18 protein-coding genes are annotated in these 20,250 nt (G+C 36.5%); 12 read left to right on the top strand and 6 right to left on the bottom strand.

What is annotated here, in order from left to right; genetic code table 11:
• The coding region (locus tag WMZ97_RS18620; RefSeq protein ID WP_343273593.1) for an IS110 family transposase at positions 1 to 897 on the bottom strand (897 nt) is incomplete at its 3' end.
• Between the two features lie 664 nt (positions 898 to 1,561).
• On the opposite strand from WMZ97_RS18620, the gene resB reads away from it, so the two are divergent.
• From resB to WMZ97_RS18605, 3 genes are all read left to right on the top strand, one after another.
• A complete protein-coding gene (gene resB / locus WMZ97_RS18615; RefSeq protein ID WP_343273592.1) occupies positions 1,562 to 3,541 on the top strand; it encodes a cytochrome c biogenesis protein ResB in 1,980 nt (659 codons plus the stop codon).
• Positions 3,542 to 3,563: 22 nt separating this feature from the next.
• Positions 3,564 to 4,751: a c-type cytochrome biogenesis protein CcsB gene (ccsB, locus tag WMZ97_RS18610; protein WP_343273591.1), complete on the top strand. Its 1,188-nt coding sequence runs from the start codon at positions 3,564 to 3,566 to the stop codon at positions 4,749 to 4,751.
• A 388-nt stretch (positions 4,752 to 5,139) separates the two neighbouring features.
• Positions 5,140 to 6,081 carry a D-alanyl-D-alanine carboxypeptidase family protein gene (locus tag WMZ97_RS18605; protein ID WP_343273590.1) on the top strand — a complete coding sequence of 314 codons (942 nt, stop codon included), beginning with the start codon at positions 5,140 to 5,142 and terminating at the stop codon, positions 6,079 to 6,081.
• Between the two features lie 131 nt (positions 6,082 to 6,212).
• On the opposite strand, the gene WMZ97_RS18600 is transcribed toward WMZ97_RS18605, so the two are convergent.
• The 3 genes from WMZ97_RS18600 to WMZ97_RS18590 all read right to left on the bottom strand — a co-directional run bounded on the left by WMZ97_RS18600 (position 6,213) and on the right by WMZ97_RS18590 (position 10,236).
• Positions 6,213 to 6,668, bottom strand: coding sequence for a hypothetical protein (locus tag WMZ97_RS18600; protein WP_343273589.1), 456 nt, complete (start codon positions 6,666 to 6,668; stop codon positions 6,213 to 6,215).
• Positions 6,669 to 7,269: 601 nt separating this feature from the next.
• Positions 7,270 to 9,810, bottom strand: coding sequence for a heavy metal translocating P-type ATPase (locus WMZ97_RS18595; RefSeq protein ID WP_405027721.1), 2,541 nt, complete (start codon positions 9,808 to 9,810; stop codon positions 7,270 to 7,272).
• Positions 9,811 to 9,915: 105 nt separating this feature from the next.
• Complete coding sequence (locus WMZ97_RS18590; RefSeq protein ID WP_343273588.1) at positions 9,916 to 10,236, bottom strand: ArsR/SmtB family transcription factor; 321 nt, start codon at positions 10,234 to 10,236, stop codon at positions 9,916 to 9,918.
• A 176-nt stretch (positions 10,237 to 10,412) separates the two neighbouring features.
• Between WMZ97_RS18590 and WMZ97_RS18585 the strand changes: the two genes are divergently transcribed.
• Positions 10,413 to 11,030 (top strand): CadD family cadmium resistance transporter, encoded by a 618-nt coding sequence (locus WMZ97_RS18585; RefSeq protein WP_343273587.1) that lies wholly within the window; start codon positions 10,413 to 10,415, stop codon positions 11,028 to 11,030.
• Between the two features lie 81 nt (positions 11,031 to 11,111).
• Here WMZ97_RS18585 and WMZ97_RS18580 read toward each other — a convergent pair whose 3' ends face one another.
• A complete protein-coding gene (locus tag WMZ97_RS18580) occupies positions 11,112 to 12,071 on the bottom strand; it encodes a cation diffusion facilitator family transporter (RefSeq protein WP_343273586.1) in 960 nt (319 codons plus the stop codon).
• Between the two features lie 100 nt (positions 12,072 to 12,171).
• The gene (locus WMZ97_RS18575) at positions 12,172 to 12,498 is read right to left on the bottom strand and encodes an ArsR/SmtB family transcription factor (protein WP_343273585.1); all 327 of its coding nucleotides are present in this window, start codon (positions 12,496 to 12,498) and stop codon (positions 12,172 to 12,174) included.
• 473 nt (positions 12,499 to 12,971) lie between these two features.
• Here WMZ97_RS18575 and WMZ97_RS18570 point away from each other — a divergent pair, with 473 nt between their 5' ends.
• From WMZ97_RS18570 to WMZ97_RS18535, 8 genes are all read left to right on the top strand, one after another.
• On the top strand, positions 12,972 to 13,697 hold the full coding sequence (locus tag WMZ97_RS18570; protein ID WP_343273584.1) for a ZIP family metal transporter: 726 nt from the start codon (positions 12,972 to 12,974) through the stop codon (positions 13,695 to 13,697).
• 1,406 nt (positions 13,698 to 15,103) lie between these two features.
• Entirely contained in the window at positions 15,104 to 15,673 is a 570-nt protein-coding gene (locus WMZ97_RS18565) for a DUF6036 family nucleotidyltransferase (RefSeq protein ID WP_343273583.1), read from the top strand.
• Positions 15,674 to 15,716: 43 nt separating this feature from the next.
• Positions 15,717 to 16,046, top strand: coding sequence for a hypothetical protein (locus tag WMZ97_RS18560; RefSeq protein ID WP_343273582.1), 330 nt, complete (start codon positions 15,717 to 15,719; stop codon positions 16,044 to 16,046).
• A 386-nt stretch (positions 16,047 to 16,432) separates the two neighbouring features.
• A complete protein-coding gene (locus WMZ97_RS18555) occupies positions 16,433 to 17,386 on the top strand; it encodes a DNA primase (RefSeq protein ID WP_343273581.1) in 954 nt (317 codons plus the stop codon).
• Positions 17,383 to 18,102, top strand: coding sequence for a PD-(D/E)XK nuclease family protein (locus WMZ97_RS18550; RefSeq protein ID WP_343273580.1), 720 nt, complete (start codon positions 17,383 to 17,385; stop codon positions 18,100 to 18,102). Before WMZ97_RS18555 ends, WMZ97_RS18550 begins: the two co-directional genes overlap by 4 nt.
• 235 nt (positions 18,103 to 18,337) lie before the next feature.
• Complete coding sequence (locus WMZ97_RS18545; protein WP_343273579.1) at positions 18,338 to 18,493, top strand: hypothetical protein; 156 nt, start codon at positions 18,338 to 18,340, stop codon at positions 18,491 to 18,493.
• Between the two features lie 1,056 nt (positions 18,494 to 19,549).
• The gene (locus WMZ97_RS18540; protein WP_343273578.1) at positions 19,550 to 19,846 is read left to right on the top strand and encodes a hypothetical protein; all 297 of its coding nucleotides are present in this window, start codon (positions 19,550 to 19,552) and stop codon (positions 19,844 to 19,846) included.
• On the top strand, positions 19,831 to 20,193 hold the full coding sequence (locus tag WMZ97_RS18535) for a hypothetical protein (protein WP_343273577.1): 363 nt from the start codon (positions 19,831 to 19,833) through the stop codon (positions 20,191 to 20,193). Before WMZ97_RS18540 ends, WMZ97_RS18535 begins: the two co-directional genes overlap by 16 nt.
• Positions 20,194 to 20,250 lie beyond the last annotated feature (57 nt).

Genomic DNA, 20,250 nt, shown 5'->3' with positions numbered 1-20,250 from the left:
GAATATAGGCCCAATCCCGGGAACGGTGTCCAAGGTTTGAGGAATCGTTCCCAAATGGTCAACAATCGCTTTCTTCAGGACTTTTAATTGTTCCTGTATGACACGGATGACACGAATGCTGGAAGCCATAGCCAAGTTAACCGAGTCTGCCATAGACTCTGGTAAACGATAGGAAGCACGTGCAGCCTTTTTCAACGAACGGGCAACTGCTTCCGGGTCTTCAAACCGGTTTCTTCCATGCTGAACAAGGAATGCAATGAGCTTGTCCAGTGGCATGCCGACTAGGTCTTCAACGGATTCAAATTCCTCCATGACAGCCAGAGAGGTGGCTCCTAGCTTGTTTCGCTTGAAGGGTCCGGTGATCGTATAATCACTGAACTTCAAATATAAGTTGGTCATGAGGAAATTGCTTTCCCGTGTTAAATCCTGCATCAAATGGTAACGAGAACGCGTTAGCCGTTGTAAGGCCATTTGCGGCTCACTCCACGTGAAAGGATTTGGAAGATTTCCAGCACGAAGCTTAGCGGCAATATACCAAGCATCTGCCCGATCATTTTTGGGAGCGTCCAGAAAATTGGATTGCTTGAATTGCTTTATCAGACTGGGATTGAAAACATAGACGTTTTTCTCTGGAACCCCAAAATCCAAATGACGGCTCAGGTACATGGCAGTGTGAGTTGAATAGTTGCCAGTGTGTTCTAGCCCGAACAAAAGCTGTTCGTATCCATGCTTTTTGACAAGCGTGGTGATACGATCTTGTAACTCCTTGATACCGGGGCGATTGTTAGTAACCGTAAACCGGCTAACAGGCCGTTTTTCTTCATCTCGGGTTAAGCAACAGACGACGTTGTTCTTACTGCTTACATCAATTCCGACGAACAAGGGTGAAGTCATCATGATCACCTCCTTTGTTTAAGGGTTGTAGCGCCTACGATGCTGAGATGTCCCTGGGAAACCTATGAACGACAGCCTTGCGAGCTATTGGAATACACCGGGGGTCAGCGGTGCACGTGCCTCCCTCTGCTTTGCAGGAGGGCCAACCAGCCGGGAAACAGTCAGCGTGTAGGTCTATAACATAGGGCCAGGGGAACACTCTTTGTTCGGAAGACACCCAAGTTTTGGGGCAACAGGAGGAAACGGAACATTCCCTTGGTAGGACACTACCTATGGCTATTTTCCCAAAGACAGCTCAGCATCGTAAACACTTTTGTTTGAGGGCTACCGCGTATACACTTGCTTTCTTCTAATTCGCGTTAAGCTTGCCTTCGCAAGCACACGCTCATTACGAAGCTACGCCCTCCAACATCTATTAAATGAGTAGTGAGCTATATTCAGTTTTCAAGGTACAATTAAATCTTTTAAAAACCTAAAAAAATTAGGTTCAAACATAATATACAAGGGGGGATGGAGATTGCTACGGTTAACCTAATGCATCGGAACTTGTCGTCTATAGATTTTGGAAAAGTATGAAGTGATACATCGAATCTTGATCGTTTGAAAGGTATATCCAACGAGTAAAACAAAATAAAACGAAATCAAATATTTAAAGTGGTGGATGTAGATGAACAAAATTAAATGTGAATGTGGACACGTGAATCCAGCAGGAACAGTCCTTTGTGAGGCATGCGGAAAGCCAATTGAGGAAAATCAGCATATTGACGGTAATGATAAACAAAAATTATTAAATATGCGTTATGACGGAAGTGCTCGCCGGTCACAAACGTACAACAAGTCGTTTATTGATAAGATTTGGAGCTTTTTCTCCTCGGTAAAGGTTGGCGTATGGCTAATCTGTCTTGCGCTTGTCGCATCAGCCATTGGGACGATCTTTCCACAGGAAGAATACATACCGGCAAATGCCGTATCTCGTGATCCAACTGTCTATTATGAGGCGACGTTCGGGTTACTCGGTAAAATTTATTTCCAACTGGGGCTTCATCACCTATACAGTTCCTGGTGGTACATGATTTTAATTGCATTAATTGGTGTTTCTTTAGTTATTTGTAGTCTTGATCGCTTTGTCCCATTATATAAAGCACTAAAACGACAAAAAGCGAAACGTCATGAAACGTTTTTAAAGAGGCAGCGATTATTTAGTGAAACCGAAAATGTGACGCCGAAGGAAAAAGAAAAGCTCAAAGCGTCGTTGAGGAAGTTGCGATATAAAGTCCGGGACGAAAACGGGCATATTTTAGCGGAAAAAGGAAGGTTCTCTCGTTGGGGTCCATATATTAATCATATTGGTCTAATCATTATCTTATTGGCGGCCATATTACGAATGACTCCACTATTATACCTTGATGATTATGTATGGATTCGTGAAGGGCAGCGTATCGTTATTCCTTCCACAGACGGGGAATACTACATCAAAAACAAAGATTTCATTCTCGAAACATGGGACCCGGAAGAGGCGGGTGGCAAATTTAAGGATGCACTCGAAAAACAGGGAATGGTGGCGAAAAACTATCAAACCAATGCGATTATTTATAAAAAATCGGATGATTCGATTCCAGGTGCAGAACCAGACCTTGAGAAAGTCACAGAGGGAGAAATCCGGATGAATCAGCCTCTGAAATTTGATAAATATACGTTGTATCAGTCTGGTTATCAGCAAAATGAGTTTACCAGTATGTCGTTTAACATTCTAAATACGGATACAAAAAATAAAGAATATAAAAATTTGACGTTTAAACTATATACAACGGATGAGGACAAGGACAAGGCGCTTGGAACCTTCACGATTGATTTGAATGATCAGGAAGATGTGTACAAGCTTGATAACGGGTACCGGGTTCAAGTTGAACAATACTATCCCGACTATTATTTAGAAGGCGGCAAACCGAAATCACATAGTGATAAACCACAAAATCCAGCGTTTGTTTTTTTTATTTTTCCACCAGATAGTGATAAGTCTGAAACGAGTTTTGTTGGATTAGACGGAAGCATTTCATCATCTGGAGAGGATTCTCAATATCAGCTGGGTATTGTTGATTACAAGCTTAAGGGAGAGCTTGGTACGTTTAAAATTGATTTGAATTCACCAAAATCAGAATATAAACTGGACAACGGAACCAAGGTGATCGTTGATGAGTATTATCCAGATTATACAGAGGAAGAAGGGCAAGCAAAATCTATATCTAAATACCCAAGAAATCCGGCTTTTGAATTGTCGATTTATCCACCCGGAAGTAACAAAGCAGAGAAAAACTTTATCGGTATAGGTAAAAATGATCCGATGACAAAAGGGAATCAATACAAGCTTGGGCTAGCCGATTATGAACTCCATGATGTTAGTGGAATTCAGGTGAAAAAGGATTACACTATTCCGCTTTTCATTTTCGGGACACTCGTCTTTTTGATTGGTGTGGTCCAGGGGATGTACTGGCACCATAGAAGAATTTGGATTCATCCAAAAAATAACGGATTGCTTGTGGCTGCCCATACCAACAAGAACTGGTTTGGAATCAAAAAAGATATTGAAAAAGCGATCGAAGGAACCAATGCTAAGATGGTGGTTGATCAACAGGAATTGGAAGAATGATTGGAGTATAAGGAGGATTTTTATGGATTATTTACAGATTAGCGGTACAGCATTATATATTGCATTTTTCCTATATTTGATTGCTACTGTTTTCTTCGGTGCTACGATTAAACAGGATAAAACCAAACGCAATCAAGGGATCGCTGGAAAAATTGGTATAACGTTGACATTAATTGGTTTTGCGGCACAGCTCGTCTATTTTGTAACCAGATGGATTGCCAGTGGACATGCCCCGGTTAGTAATATGTTTGAATTTGTCACGTTTTTTGGTATGGGGCTAGTCTTCGCGTTTATTATCATTTATTTTATTTACCGATTAAATGTTTTGGGATTATTCGCTTTGCCAATTGCACTGATTGTCATTGCCTATGCCAGTATGTTTCCGACGGATGTATCGCCACTAATAGCATCGTTGCAAAGCCAATGGTTATACATCCATGTAACAACTGTATCCATAGCAGAGGCCATTTTGTCGATTAGCTTTGTAGCCGGTTTGATCTTTCTGATTCGCCAAATTGATCAATCAAGTGCAAGCAAACGTACATTCTGGCTCGAAGTTATTTTGCTCGGATTGTTCCTTTTTATCGGGTTTAGTGTGGTAGGTGGTATATTTAAGGCCATGGATTATCATGCAGAATTTCAATATGTTGAACAAGAAAACGAAACAATAACTAATTATCAAATGCCTGCCATCGTAGGACCTTATGATAGTAAATTAGTGACACAGGATGTCATGAAGCCATGGTTTTCTGCTCCTTCCTGGATGCGAGGGGTGGATGCGGGACGTAAATTTAATTCGGTTATCTGGTCTGTATTCATGGGACTAGTTATCTATTTTATTGTCAGATTAATTGCCAGAAAAAGAGTTGGTGCAACCATTCAACCATGGCTCAAAAAGATCAGTCTGGGTTTACTGGATGAGGTGTCTTATCGAGCTGTCGCTATTGGTTTTCCACTCTTTACCTTAGGTGGTTTGGTTTTTGCCTCCATCTGGGCACAAGAAGCCTGGGGTCGCTTTTGGGGGTGGGATCCAAAGGAAGTATGGGCGTTGGTCACCTGGTTCTTCTATGCAGCTTTCTTGCATTTACGATTATCACGAGGGTGGCATGGAGAAAAATCCGCATGGTTTGCGGCAGGTGGGTTTGCCATTATCATGTTCAATCTTATAGCGGTTAACTTAATAATTGCTGGGTTACATTCATATGCATAAAAGGAAAAAATTAATGATTTCTACACATAAAAGTGTTTACATTTGATCATTATCCAATTTATTCTAATGGGCCGGTGTTTTTATGACTATGATACTATAGTCGCAAAGATGTCGGCTCTATTCATTGTTGTTAATAAAAAAAGACCATATGTCCTTTTTTTAATTACTAATAGAAGCAAAACGCATAACCAACTATAATTTTCTTAAAATGTATTCTTGTTACAAGATATTTACAACATTAATAAATTATTACAAACCGTTAAAACACACACTTTCTGCAAATATAGATTTTAAATTAGGTAAGGATCCTTTTTTCGACAATAAGTGCTATTATGTGCCATCTGTTGAAACTAGACCGAAACCTAAGTCAGGAAAGAGTGGTTAATATTTGAAGAAGTTACTATTGATAATAACGACCGTAGTAATAATAAACCCATTATTTGGAACAAAAACTTTCGCTGATTCATTCTCCCCAACCGTATTGAGTGAAGCGGCGATTATGGTTGATGCAAAAACAGGCTCTGTTCTTTATCAAAAGAATGCCAATGATAAAATGTATCCAGCCAGTTTAACTAAAATTGCAACAGCTATTTACGCAATAGAAACAGGTAATCTGGATGATGTGGTTACTGTTAGTCTAAAGGCAAAGAATACGGAAGGGACCAAAGTTTATTTGGAAAAGGGAGAACAAGTCACGTTAAAGAAACTTCTACAGGGATTATTGATCAACTCGGGAAATGATGCAGGTGTAGCAATTGCAGAACATTTAAGTGGAAGTGTTGAGCAGTTTTCCGATGATATAAATGACTATTTAAAAAATGTAATTGGAGTACACAACACCCATTATGAAAATCCACACGGTTTATTTGACCCTGATCATGTAACAACAGCAGGGGATTTGGCAAAAATAACCCAATATGCGATGAAAAATGAAGTTTTTCGGGAAATATTTGGAACAAAAAAGCTGAACTGGGACGGTGAAACTTGGCAAACTACCCTTTATACACACCATAAGCTGCTTAGAGAGCGGCCATATAAGGGAGTTACAGGGGGAAAGACTGGTTTTATAGATCAATCCGGATTTAATTTGACTACAACAGCTGAGAGAAAAAATTTGAGTTTAATTGTGATCACATTAAATAGCAAACTACAATCTGTAGCTTACAATGATACTGTTAATCTACTGAACTATGGATTTAACAATTTTGAAACATCCTCTATTTTTAAAGGTATGACATTTACGATTAGGGGTCAAAAGTTCATTGTACCTAAGATGCTTTCCTATACCTATCGTCTCAATGGAGAAGTTAATAAAAAGCTGAAAAAGTAAAGCAAATAGGGTCCCTTCACGGACTTTTTTGAAGAGACCCTATTTGTTTCTCTACATCTTTAGATAAACATATGCTGGAAACGCTGGTACACATCCATTTGCTCCTGTTCCGATACACGTGGAGTAAAATCTCATCCCATTTGTTCCATAAATGTAGTGTACATTTCCATTATCTGAAATTGTTGTAAGCCCATTTCTACATGGATATGCCTAACATTTTGGTCTTTCATCATCAAAGCTGAAGAATAATTGTCATTCGACATAAACTCAGCTGTTGTGTGCGCCTCCAACGTGATCCATTTATTATCGGTTTCCCCGCGATACGCCATATGATTGGAGATATGGGACCTTACCGCATTAATAGTGTCTAAAGATGGTAGTTCAATATCACCATGATGGTATGGATTTATTAACGCCAGCATTGTGTTTACATGTACACGCATGGTGTTTGCTTGGAGTTGAATAATTTCTTTTAGTTTGTTAATCGTTACCTTATCCTGATACAATTCCAATTTATTTATGGCACCAATATGTGCTGTTATATGTTCGGCCATAATCCCAAGATCCACAGCGGGTAATCTAACCATTTGGTCACCTTCCTTATTTGAAAATGGGTTGGTTCATTATACCGTATGAAAAGGGGACAGATTTGTTGTGAAAGGTCCAGAATACTCTGTTTTATAACCATTGAATAAAGTTGTCTAAAGAGACTGAGACAAAATCCAGCGAATAGCATAAGATTGCAAATACATCATTTGCAACTTAGCTTGGTTAATTGTTTATTTAGGTAAGTCGTCGCAAAGCTCTACACTATCTATTGGGTGCCTTTGAATGCATATTAATTACATTCACTCTTTCTGTTGGTTTTTCTTTCTTTATAATATAATTCGTTCGCAAAAATATACGTAATTCAACGAACGTCCGTAAATGTTTTTATGATATTTGCGTACTCATAATTTTAATAATTTGGGAGGATTATAACCTGTTCGTAAATGTGTACTTTTATAAACGCATGGTGAGAACAAATTTTAGTCACTTCAAGATATTACTGATACAATAAGGTTAAACAATCGGTCCATTTAATGGAACAAGGGTAACTGTTATATTAAACTTGTTCCAGTATTTGATTTTGATAAAAAATAAGCCGTTCATTTTTGATTGAACAGATTTACCTAGTTATCCTTACTTTTATCCTTTTACCCTTAAAAGACGGAGAGCATTCAATATTACAATAATAGCAGCCCCAGTATCACTTAATACAGCCATCCAAAGCGTAAGTATTCCCGGGAATATAAGAACTAATGCTACTAATTTTATTACTAAGGAAAACCAGATATTTTGTTTAATAATCGCTAACGCTTTTTTACTTAACTTAACTGTATGGGGCAATTGTTCCAGATTATCTGCCATTAAGACTATATCTGCAGTTTCCATCGCTGTATCTGTCCCTGCACCACCCATTGCAATTCCTAAATCAGATGTAGCAAGTGCCGGTGCATCGTTGATGCCATCACCAACCATGGCAACCTTTTGACCTTCATTTTGTAATTGCTTAATTGCATTCACCTTATCTTCAGGCATTAGTTCTGCAAAATAGCGATTGATTTTCGTTTCGTTTGAAATGACTTTTGCCGTACCTTCGTTATCACCTGTTAGCATAACAAGCTGGTTAATGCCAACCTGCTGTAATTTATTTAACGCCTTGACAGTAGTTGTACGGATTGTATCAGCAACGGTAATAATACCCATTATCTCTTTGCCAGTACCGATGATCACTACCGTTTTCCCTTGACTTTGTATTTCGTCTACGATGGTAGTAACATTATCCAAAGATAAATTCATTTCTTCAAACAATTTTAGATTACCCGCATAATAAACTTCGCCATCAATTGTTGCTTGAACACCCTTACCAACTATGCTTTTAAATAACTCTCCGTTTTTAGGCTGATGCCCTTTATTTTTTGCATATTCTACAATCGTTTTTGCTATTGGGTGAGTGGAGTAATCTTCTAATGTTAATGCTATAGAAATTAACTTTTCTTTCGAAACGGTCAACACCTTTACATCAGAAACTTTTGGCTTTCCTTCTGTTAATGTACCTGTTTTATCAAATGCAATGGCATTGATAGCACCTGCTTTCTCCAGAAACGTTCCACCCTTTATTAGAACACCATTTTTTGCCGCGTTTCCGATAGCAGAAACAATGGCAACAGGAGTAGATATCACTAATGCGCAAGGGCAAGCTACTACTAATAAAGCAAGGCCTTTGTAAGCCCATTCTCCCCATGTACCAAAACCGAGAAAGGGTGGAACAACTATGACGGCTATGGCTAGCACAAAAACAATCGGCGTATAGATACCGGCAAATTTATCGATAAATGCCTGGGTAGGTGCCTTTTGTTCTTGGGCTTCTTCCACCAGATGAATAATATTGGATATGGTTGTATCCTCAACTAACTTGGTAACTTTTATTTCAATGGAACCACTTTCATTAATGGTACCAGCATAAATCGTGTCTCCAATTTGTTTATCAACTGGAATGGATTCACCTGTTATGGGTGCCTGATTCACACTTGTTTCGCCGTGAATTACTTCGCCATCCAATGGAATTCGCTCGCCAGGTTTAATGATCACAATCGAACCAACGGATACAGCTTCAACTGGCTTTTTAACTAATTCTGCACCAACTTTAACCCAGGCCTCTGATGGAGCCAGTTCCATTAGGTTGCTGATGGATTTTCTGGTTTGCTCAATCGACCTATTTTGTAGTGCATTACCTAATGCAAATAACCATAGAACAGTTGCACCTTCAAACCAGTCCCCAATGATAGCAGCCCCAATTGCTGCAGCCGACATAAGAACATTCATATCAAGTGAAAGGCTTTTTATTGAGAAATAGGCGCTTTTCACTGGTTTATAGCCATTGATAACGATTGCCACAGCATATAAAAAAGTTGACAGCAGAGGTGAGAGACCGTTATGAGAACCAACAAAACCAATCGCAATTAAAATACCAGATAGGGTAAATAATCCATATCCTTCTTTGTTTTTCTTCGTTTCAGCAGGTTTATTGTCCCGTGTAATGAGGGAAGCTTTATAACCAAGTTTCGATACTTCGGAAACAATCTCATCTACAGTATTTTCATGATTCACCTTCATTTTTCCAGTTGAAAAGTTGACACTAACATTGTTAACTGCCGGAATCGTATTTAAATGGTTCTCAATGCTTTTGGCACAACTACCACAGTCCATTCCGACTACATCGAACGCTCTCACATGCTTGTTTTGCTCAATCGGTTCGGCTGTATACCCCAATTTTTGTACAACATTTTCGATTTGGTCAAAAGCTTGGGTTTTATTGCCGACAACCTGTAATTTTGCTGTATTATAATTTACCTTTGCTTCTTGTATGTCGTCTAGTCCACTTACCCCTTTTTCAATTGTTAAAGCACAGGATGGGCAATCCATTCCGTTTATACGGTATTCAGCCTTTTTGCCTATCACGGGCGTTTGATTTTCCATTAGTACTTTGTCAATATTATTACTGCCAAAGCTTGATTTCTCTACACTTGTGTTTTCGTTTGTATCGTCTTCATCGTTACAACGACAGGATACTGATTCTTCCATTTCATTCACATCGTTACAGCAACAATGGCTGGTTTCTGTTATATTTATGGGATTCGTTTTTTCAGTCTGATTACTGCAGCATAAATCATTTTTTGTTTCCATTTCGTTCGTTCTAGGTTGACTATCACAACAGCCCTTATTATAGTCAATCGTTTTAGGGTCCTTCTCATTTGAACCACAACATTGATCAGCCATTTATTTCACCTCTTAATCTATATGATTTTCACAATAAGCAACATCATTTTGAACGTCCTCAAGCACTTCATCAAACATGGTTAATAAATCGCGTACCAGTTGATTGCGTACACGGTAATAAACATATTTTCCTTCTTGTCTCCCCACTATTAGCCCACATCCTTTCAAACACGCCAAATGCTGAGATATGTTGGACTGATTGCCTTTGAGGTTATCAACGATCTGTGAAACTGTTTTTTCATCTTCTTTTATGCATTCGAATATTTGAATTCTCGTTTTATGTGAAAAACCGTGCAAGAATTTCATCTTCGTATCCATATCAACGTTTAGCATTTTTATCCTCCTCGCATTAATTATTACTAATATGTTAATATCATATTAGTAATAATTAATATGTGTGTCAAACTAAATGGAACAATTATTTATATTCCAGATTAGACAAACGAGCGCCAGAATTTAGGAATATATGATGTGAAAATCATTTAAAATATTTTGGGTGAGGTGTATTTATGTTTCAGGTTATTGTTACAGCAGCAATTTTATATATAGCAACTGCTGTGGATTTATTAGTTTTATTACTAATATTTTTTGCGAAAGCTAAGACTAAAAAGCAATATATAGATATATATATTGGACAATATATAGGTTCTTTAACTCTAATTGCTATTAGCTTGTTTCTAGCGTATGTTTTAAACTTCGTTCCGGAAAAATGGATATTAGGTTTATTAGGTTTAATTCCAATATATTTCGGTCTTAAAGTAGCAATATTTAGTGATGATGATGAGGGGGAAGAGGTAGAAAGCCAGTTAGATAAAAAAGGTCTAAGTAAATTAGCTAAAACTGTGACCTTAATTACCATAGTTAGCTGTGGTGCAGACAACATAGGTTTATTTGTTCCTTATTTCCTTATGTTAAATATAAATGAATTAATTGTAACCATATTAGTTTTTGTGGTGCTTATTTTTGTGCTAGTATTTACTGCTCAAAAACTATCTAATATACCTGGTATAGGAGAAGTTGTAGAAAAGTTTAGTAGGTGGATTATGGCAACTGTTTATATCGTATTAGGTGTGTTTATCATTTACGAAAACGAAACAATACAAACCTTATTATCTTTTTTGAATTAGTATAGGGATGCTCTACAATTAACCTCCACCGATTTTTCGATGGAGGTTAATCATTTATTTGTATTTTTTATTTCATTATTTTTAATGATCATGATTATGCTCATGAGCTGAAGATTCCTGATCATATTGACACATCAGGGAATCTTCATGTGGATGATCATTGTTTTCCATTTGAATCGTTACATGACCAATACCTTTTTGATCCAATTCTTGTTCTATTGTCCGTAACATTTTTTGACTACTTTGAACAGATAAAGCTCCATCGACTACCGCATGACAAGACAGAGCATTTTGTCCACTAGTAATACTCCATACATGTAAATCATGTATATCTAATATACCAGGGACATTTTCTAAGGTTTGAATGATATCATCTAGATCAACATTTTTCGGGGTACCTTCCATTAATACATGAACAGCCTCTTTGGCAACCCGCCAACCGCTTATCAAAACAAGAATCGCCACAACAACACTTGCAAGTGGATCGGCCCAGCCCCAGCCAAAAAACATGATTAACAATGCAGCAACAATTGCACCCACAGACCCTAATAAGTCGCCTAATACATGAAGGAAGGCTGCCCGTAAGTTTAAGTTTTCTTTTGTATCACCTTCACGCATAAGCATCCATGCGACAAGTATATTTACCAACAAGCCAATAAAAGCGACTATTAACATTCCAGTGGACGCTACTTCAGGAGGATTCGTAAATCGATGATACGCTTCATAAAAAATATATAGCGCAATTACTATAAGGGTCACTCCGTTAAAAACAGCAGCTAATATTTCAAACCGCTTATATCCAAAGGTTTTACCGTAGTTGGCCGCTTTTTCCCCTAATGTAAAGGCCAATAGACCGACTCCCAGTGATATGGAATCACTTAACATATGCCCTGCATCAGATAATAAAGCAAGACTATTGGTAATGAATCCTCCTATCGCTTCAACAATCATATAGACCGTAATGATTATAAAACTTATCATTAATGCCTTTTTGTTTGCACCATGTGTATGGTTATGTCCATGTCCATGTTTGTGTCCCAATTTATAATACCTCCTGTATGTTATTTATATATATTTATATATGTTCATATAACGATATTGATGATATGAATAATTATTCCTTATTATAGGTTATGTGGTACTAGTTATGACAGGCGTGATCGATCGTCTGTTTTAACATATTCATCACATGTTCATCATCATGGGAATAAAACACTGTTGTACCTTCTCTTCGGAATTTTACTAACCGTAAATTTTTCAGGAACCGCAATTGATGGGAAACCGTTGATTGTCTTAGATGTAGCGTCTCAGCAATCCCGTTTACCGAATGTTCCTTATAAAAAAGCAAATGAAGAATCCGGATTCTTGTAGGATCACCTAATGCTTTAAATGTTTGTGATACAACAAATAATGTTTCATCATCTAAGTAATTATTATTTACTTCTTCAATTTCTTTTTTTTCATCCATTATCGTTCCCTCACTTTAGGTTTCAATTCAAAACATTATATATAATAATCAGTATTTATCTGCGTATATTAACATATGTTCATATTAATACATCATATTATCATTTGAATAAAGTGTCAAACAATATTCAATATCAACTCGTATATCGTTTTGATTGAATAAATTTCATAATTGCTTACTTTCGTTATTCACACGAACATTTTACCCACATTAAAATGTATTGTTCGTCAATTAGGTGCACAAATCCCGTTGATTGGAACGGCAGGCGGCGACCCTGGCGGGGAAGGCCTTGAGACCCCGCAGTGAGCGTAGCGAACGAGGAGGCTCAAGCCATGCTCGCTAAAAAGCGTCCGCCTGCTGTGGAAATCAATAGCTTCAGCGCATATTCTTATAGTCCGGATTTACATTTGAATTATGAAATTGACTCAGTTTTTAAACATAAAATAAACAAAGTCTTTTTAAGGAGCGATTGAATGAGTGCAGTATGGATAATTGGAGCGTTCGCTTCTGCTCTTGGAATTGGTGTTGGCGGTGGACTTGCTTGGATAATAAAAGGCTATCAACGTGGTCATGGTTTTATTTATTCATTATGTGCAGGTCTTATAATTGGCTTATTATTCTTTGAAATGATTCCGGAAAGTATTGAATTAGGCGGGTGGGTAATTTTAACCGTTGGAATAGCAACAGGCTTAGTGTTATTCCAATCCATTCATCTATTAATGGATAAAATTACAATTATCACTAATAGCCATCAAAAAGATATTTTCGTTCGATCGGGAGTACTTTTAACTATCAGTATAGCGATTCATAATTTCCCTGTTGGCATCGCGCTTGGACCAACAATTGGAACAAGTATTGGAAATTTCATGTTGACCACCCTAGTTCTACATAACATACCTGAAGGAATAATCATTTTCACGCCATTGTTTTTAGCTGGTTTCGGCATGCTTACTTGGATACTGTTCACAATAATTTTAGCAATCCCTATCGCGGCAGGGTCATTACTCAGTCAAGTGTTCGAGATTGGAATACCTTCTTTCATTGCATTCCTGATCAACATTGCCATAGCTATTATATTTATGGTTGCTATAAAAGAAATATTAGGAGAAGCAATTAAGAATTCGTCTATAGTTTATAGCGCATTTGTTGGTACATTTGGAGTTGGGATAATTTATATATATTTGACGTTTTTAAGTTAAAAATAGGGTGAATCATACAAAAAGGGACACCAACATTATTTTTTTACTTCGTTTTCTATAAGGCTTGGGGTCAGATATAGATATTCATGCCACATCTATTATTTTTAAGGTATGAAAAAACAGGATGTAAAAATCTATTGATTTCTACACATAAAAGTGTTCACACTGGATCCAATTCATTCTAATGGGCCGGTGTCTTTATGATCATGATACTAAAGTCGTGGAGGTTGAAAAGGTAGAAACGTTTAAGTAGACAGTTATTCGCGAAGTTAAAGAAGAAGTAGGCTTAACAACAGAAGTTGAAAACGTTGTTTCGGTTAACGAAGCCTTTTCTAAGGAAAAAGATCATCACCCTTTATTTATAATTCAAAGTAAAAATAATTCATGAAAATCCCTCAATTCAAAATGAAAATAAAATTTCTGAGATAAAATAGGTAGATTTTCAAACAGTAAATAAGTTAATGCCTAATAATCCCAGTGGAGTGAGTCTTCCTCTCCATACACTTTCCAATGTTAATATAACCTCTTTCTTGTTCAACAAATGGCGAATTTCCGGAATAAAGGATTTTCGTCGCGTATTGCGGAAGCGGGCCATTTTGCTAACAAAAGGGTGCTGGAAAAAATGCTAGAGGAATTGGGATAAAGGGGTTGAAAAGTGGATATTAAGGATGTGGTGATGCAATTACATGGCTTATTTTATTAGCCGTTCTTATCGTAGGTACTATAAAGGGTAAGCCAAAAACTATGGAAAAGTGTATTTTCTTTATTATCCCTAGTCTTTGTTTATGTTGACGACGACTCCACTTTGGAATAACAAGTCATTTGATTACGTTATAGATATAAGTTTGTTTTTGCCTTTTGTGTGAGGGTTATTAGGAGCCATATTTGGATGGTTCGGAATTAAAGGTAATGTAAGAATAAGTTTAATTGGTTTTGCTGGCGCTACCCCTGTTAGGAAATGCAAAAAAAGATCCCTCGTTAATGTGTATACATAGGGGATTTCACGCCTATGTAGCCCGCTCGAGGCAATAGCTTTTTTGCTCTCTTTCCTATATTCACTGCACTGTTAATATCTTTTTTAAGCATTGCACTGAAATTTCCTATCAATCTAGTCGGACCTTTTTGATTTTACTTAATAAACTTGATATAATGAATATATTGATTTACATGTGTAAAGTTTGTCATTTGTTTTTCTTTCAGGGAGAAATAATATGATAAAAAGCGTCATACTCTTTGTTAGAGAGATTCGCCCAATGTTTAACCTTACTACATGCTGTAAGGAAGATGTAGTTCTTTTACATCAAAAGAGCTCTTGAGATTCGTATAATAATTTTCAATTAAGGCTGATAGTTTTGTTGCTTAACAATCCTATTGGCTTTTTTTATATTAAAAACAGGAGGATTTACATGTCATTCCAAGAAGAATGTCGTAACAAAGATGATATTCTAAATCAGCTGCATACTCTTGATTATTATTGTAAGAAGGAGGATATTTCAGCAGAGTTAGTGATGATGGGTGGTTCGGCAATATTGACACTAATGGAATTGAACGGACAAAATTTCAGACCAACAATGGACATAGACATAAATATCATTAATACAATGAACAAAGAATCTTTTTATAAGCAATTAGAAAAAGTGAAAATTGATGTTGTAGGTGGAGTAATGGAAGTACCACCATTAGAGGATTTTGAATTTAGAAATACTAAAGATCAAAAATCTCTTTATGAATTAGAGGTTGGATTTGAAGCCATTCGCGTGTTTCTTCCTAACCTTGAACTACTCGCCTGCTGTAAAATATTTTCCACTCGTTTAAAGGATTTGCGTGACTTGGAAGAAATGTCTATTCTTGATAATTGTAATAAGGATAAATTATTAGGTATGGTGGAGGAATATAAACAAAACCTTCTAAATCCCGCCAATCCTGATTTAAATGTTCATCAGTTGGATCGCATTTTTGAACAAAAAGGAATATAATAAATACACAGTGGTAAAACTGAACAAAAGGAGCTGTTCAGGAATGGAGGAGTATGTACCGTTTGATGTGTTTTTAAATAAATTAAAGCAGGAGTATGAATATCATAAAGGTGGTTCATCCTACCGGCTGCAAACAGCAAAATTAGCTTTAGATACTGCTTTGAAGGAAAAAAAAGCAACACCTTTTTTAAAACCAGAAAAATCAAGGAAAATAGTGTCTATCCATTACCCTTTCCTTGATAAACATAGGAAAGATGACGTTACAAAAATGTTATGGATGGTTGCTAAAAGCATGTATTTAGAGCACACTACTCCAGATGAGGTAAAAGAATACGTCAAAAAAAAATCACAAAATAAAATTGTTTTAAAATAATATAAGATTATTAAAAGCTGATGGGTTACCTATTTACATAGGTTTACTATCGGTTTTTTATTTTAAAAAAACAAAAGGGGTGGTTTTTAAATGGATGGAAAAAACAAGGTAATCGGTGAGGATCGAATTGCTTGCGGCATGTGTCATTATGTATTTTCAAGATTTGGGACGACTGTCCGATATGTCGTTCAAAAAAGATAATGAAACAATTTGTGAGCAAATTTAAAGGCACAATGAATTTGGAAGAATTAGAACAAATAAAATATGAACTGTTTAGCAAAAGCCAAACCATCATGTTCACAAGTGATATGAATGCAGTTCAAAACGCTTATATAGAAAAATACAACAAATTTAATTAAACTAATTTCCTGACGAGGAGGATATCCATGAAACATACTGCTCATGACTGGTTAGAGCGATATTATCATTATGTATTGCTGTATACCAAGCTTGGATGTGAAGCAAAACAGTACCTTTTTGATCGAGGGATCAATGAAGAAATGATGAAAAAGTTTAAGTTAGGCTTTGCCCCTGGTGATGTGAAACCAACACTCGGCTTTTTAAAGGCTAAAGGATTTGAATTTAATGATTTAGTTCGAGATAAGGTGCTTTCACGATTTAAGAATGGAAAGCTAACTGATCCGTTTAAGAACCGTATCATTTTTCCTATTCAAAACTACGCCGGGCAAACCGTTGCCTTCGGTGGACGCACACTCAATTCAAGCAAAATCAAATACATCAATACTCCAGAAACAGATTATTTTATTAAAGGGGATAATGTATATGGCTTCCATTTAGCTAAAGAGGAAACTGAAAGGCAGGGATATGCAATCGTATTTGAGGGGTATTTTGATGCAATTACTGCCCATCAATATGGTATCCAGAACACTTTAGCAACACTTGGAACTGCATTAACTACAAAACAGGCATTACTAATTAAAAGCATTACTCCAAATGTTGTTATTGCATTTGACGGAGATGATGCCGGAGTGGAATCGAGTTTTAAAAGTGCATCTGTACTAAATCAAGTCGGTTGTAACGTGAAAATCGCACATTTAATCAACCAGTTAGATCCAGATGATTATATTAAAAGACAGGGTCATCAAAATTTCATGCGAGAAATCGCACTAGCGAAACCAATCACTGAAAGTTTTATAGACTTTAAAAGAAAAGGACACGATTTAACATGCCCTACTGGTCGATACGCTTACGCCTATGATGTTCTTAAGGAATTTTCAACCGATAATCCTAAAGAATTGAAACAAGTCCTAAAATCGCTAGGAATGACGTTAAACATACCGTTAAAAATTGTTGACGAAAATTTCGTAAAAGAGGGATGATGATGGATACATTTTCATTTTCCAGATTGTCACTTTATCAAACATGCCCGTATCGTTTCTACAGAAAATACGTAGATAAAGTTCCGGAACCAACCACGTTGCCATTAGCACTTGGTAAAGCTGTTCATAAAGCAATAGAGGATAAAATGAAAGGTGTAAGTCATTCAGAAGCTATTTTGAATGGGCTTGTTGAAGCGAAGTTCCATCCCGAAGTAAATATAGAGGAATTATCGAAGTTAACTAGTCGTGCGCCACTTCACAAAATTAAAGGTGAAACAGAAGTATATTTTAAAATCCCTTTATCTAATGAATCAAATACTCCTAAAATACAAGGCTTTATCGACGTTATAGATGGGAACCAAATTTTTGATTGGAAAACCAATCGGGTGCCCTATGATATAAAAGATACCTTTCAAATAGCTTTGTATGCATGGGCAATGAGCCAGGTTAAGGGAATACATGAAGTTACCGGTACACTTTTCTTTTTACGATTTCGGCGCAGAAATGCCTTTGTTTTTAGGCAACAGGAAATGGAACAAGCACGAGTCTGGGCGTACCGAACGGCAAAAGAAATACAGGGGAAACTGGATATAGTGAAAATGATACCAGAGTTAAGAGATGAGTTATTTCATTCAACTCCTTCCAGTTATTGTTCACACTGTCCATTGGCCATTGAATGCTTTAAAAAATTTAGTCCGATTGCAACAGTTATCTAAATGGGAGGATGTTAAAGTGATTAAAAAGTGAAGTCCTTTGATGATTTCATTATCTCAAATCACAGATTTTTCCAACGAGAAACCAATTAGAACCTTATAAATTTTAAAAATGAATAAAGCCCATCAACAATTTTCACCGATAGTTTATCACCCAAATTGTTAGTAGTGTCTAACAATTTGGGTTAGTTCATGTTCCAAGCTTTCAAAGAAACTTTAATGTGGAAGGAGGAGTTAAATGTCTGTTCGAACTGCTAAACCATTTGATAATGAAGAACTTTCTCCGGAATGGATTGCATTACTAAAAGAGGTAATAGATCGGGAATTGGTAAGGAAGATTTTTGCAAGCTTTCAGATGAAAAAATTAAAGAACGGGGAAATAATTCCTAGATAAAGCGTTAAAATAACTTACAAAACTCAAGGGAAAACTTATCCCATACTACAAGCTCGGTTTTAAAACCCGGAAGCTTAAACTGCTCTAACACATCGACTAACGGCTTATTGGATAATGCCTGTAGAAGTGGATACGATGATCTGACTAATGTGGTCTATTCAAATTCACGCACAAGATCTCCATTAATCATTGGAATTCCTAGCTGCTTTCATTCCCGATGCTAATATTCAAGAAATTGTACGTCAAAAATTGAATGCGCCAGTAGCGTTGAATCCCTTTGTGTGAAAGCAATTTTTGAAACTCCCCCTCAAGGGGCAAGCTGACTAATGCCAGTCGGATTCGAATGACTGTAGGTTCGCAGTCCTTCATTTCTGTTTTGAACAGCCTTCAAGATTGAGGTGGATCACATTACGTTTCTAATTACCCCAATTTTTTATACGATTCTATCAAGTCCATTTGATTTCACATGAATTTGCTGTTATAATGTATGTACTAAGTATTGTTTCTGATGTTTCTGTTTATTTATTCTAGATAAATGGAAAAAGCAAGATATACTCTAAACAAAGAGTCAGACTTGCCAAAGTAGATTTGACATATACACTTATGATGTATGTGGAGCGTATATAACGTTGAAAAGTGTTTCTATGTTTGAGCACATATATAAATTTATTAAAGCTGATAGTTTTACCCATTTTAGATGGGTTTACTGTCAGCTTTTTTTATTTCAAAAATAAAAAAAAGGAGAGTGTTTACTATGTCTTTTTAATCTTGAGACAGAGTGCTGTTCGTGATCCTCTAAGGTACAAAAAACTTGACTATAGGAATCGGTCCGTAACCGGGTTGAAAAAGAATCTGAAAATTAAAGAAGATCTATTATCGTTCTTATTGTACAAAGGATAAATTTATTTTGAAAAAAGAAAAAAGATAATGATGTTACAGGATTTTGATATGGATAACCTAATCGAACCTGTTTTTAAAAGACAAGCGAATCGCTTACTTACTAAGCGTTGAAACTTGTCTTTTTTATATTCTTACAATAAAAGGAGCTGATTTAAGATGAATTTGCAGAACCTTATGGACTATGTAAATCAAAAGGAGGTAAATAAATTCTTTATCTTTTATAAGGACAAAGAAGGAAAAACGGATAACATTTGTTTTCAAGACTATATTTTCTTCCGAATAGAGAAAAACAAAAAGGTGCGTTTTTTGAATCCGTTGCGAGTAGCTGATACACTCGCGAAAGTCAAAAGGCGTGAGTTAACGCTTGTTGGTGCCGGACACTATGTAAGGGCTGTTAACTTTGATAAACAATATAATTGGAAAGGAAAAATAAAATCATGGAAGATATCTTAAATGTAGTCATGACTACGAAGGAGGCAGTTGTTCTAGCCAATGAAATTGAAAGGGTAGAAAGTTCTCTAAAACTAATGAAGAAAAATCTCCAAAAATTTGTTGACGTAAACGGGGAAGTTCATACCAGTGATAAAATTTGGGGCTATTTCGAATCAGTTTCGTGGAAATTTGATGCAGATAGTTTGAAAAAAGTTGCAGAAGGAATGATTCTTGACGGCAGGAATCCGTGGGAATTATTAAATGTTACTACTGCTAACCTTAAAAAATTGGATTGGAAAGATGAAGTATTAGAGCAATATGGCGGTAAAAGAAATACTACCTCACGTTTTCAGGGTCGGAAAGCGTAATTGCCAAACTAAATTTCAAAAAGTGATATTCAAAATAGAAAGGCATTTCTCTACGCT

The organism is Lentibacillus songyuanensis (genome assembly GCF_039548255.1).
GTDB classification, from domain to species: domain Bacteria; phylum Bacillota; class Bacilli; order Bacillales; family Amphibacillaceae; genus Lentibacillus_C; species Lentibacillus_C songyuanensis.
Note: the sequence above shows the minus strand (reverse complement) of the source record. Positions and strands in the feature narration are given on the sequence as shown.

Excerpts from the sequence above, each read along its gene's own strand:
- resB (WP_343273592.1), top strand. The coding sequence starts at position 1,562 with ATGAACAAAATTAAATGTGAATGTGGACACGTGAATCCAGCAGGAACA.
- ccsB (WP_343273591.1), top strand. The coding sequence starts at position 3,564 with ATGGATTATTTACAGATTAGCGGTACAGCATTATATATTGCATTTTTC.
- WMZ97_RS18600 (WP_343273589.1), bottom strand. The coding sequence starts at position 6,668 with ATGGTTAGATTACCCGCTGTGGATCTTGGGATTATGGCCGAACATATA.
- WMZ97_RS18595 (WP_405027721.1), bottom strand. The coding sequence starts at position 9,810 with ATGGAAACAAAAAATGATTTATGCTGCAGTAATCAGACTGAAAAAACG.
- WMZ97_RS18590 (WP_343273588.1), bottom strand. The coding sequence starts at position 10,236 with ATGCTAAACGTTGATATGGATACGAAGATGAAATTCTTGCACGGTTTT.
- WMZ97_RS18585 (WP_343273587.1), top strand. The coding sequence starts at position 10,413 with ATGTTTCAGGTTATTGTTACAGCAGCAATTTTATATATAGCAACTGCT.
- WMZ97_RS18575 (WP_343273585.1), bottom strand. The coding sequence starts at position 12,498 with ATGGATGAAAAAAAAGAAATTGAAGAAGTAAATAATAATTACTTAGAT.
- WMZ97_RS18570 (WP_343273584.1), top strand. The coding sequence starts at position 12,972 with ATGAGTGCAGTATGGATAATTGGAGCGTTCGCTTCTGCTCTTGGAATT.
- WMZ97_RS18565 (WP_343273583.1), top strand. The coding sequence starts at position 15,104 with ATGTCATTCCAAGAAGAATGTCGTAACAAAGATGATATTCTAAATCAG.
- WMZ97_RS18560 (WP_343273582.1), top strand. The coding sequence starts at position 15,717 with ATGGAGGAGTATGTACCGTTTGATGTGTTTTTAAATAAATTAAAGCAG.
- WMZ97_RS18555 (WP_343273581.1), top strand. The coding sequence starts at position 16,433 with ATGAAACATACTGCTCATGACTGGTTAGAGCGATATTATCATTATGTA.
- WMZ97_RS18550 (WP_343273580.1), top strand. The coding sequence starts at position 17,383 with ATGATGATGGATACATTTTCATTTTCCAGATTGTCACTTTATCAAACA.
- WMZ97_RS18545 (WP_343273579.1), top strand. The coding sequence starts at position 18,338 with ATGTCTGTTCGAACTGCTAAACCATTTGATAATGAAGAACTTTCTCCG.
- WMZ97_RS18540 (WP_343273578.1), top strand. The coding sequence starts at position 19,550 with ATGAATTTGCAGAACCTTATGGACTATGTAAATCAAAAGGAGGTAAAT.
- WMZ97_RS18535 (WP_343273577.1), top strand. The coding sequence starts at position 19,831 with ATGGAAGATATCTTAAATGTAGTCATGACTACGAAGGAGGCAGTTGTT.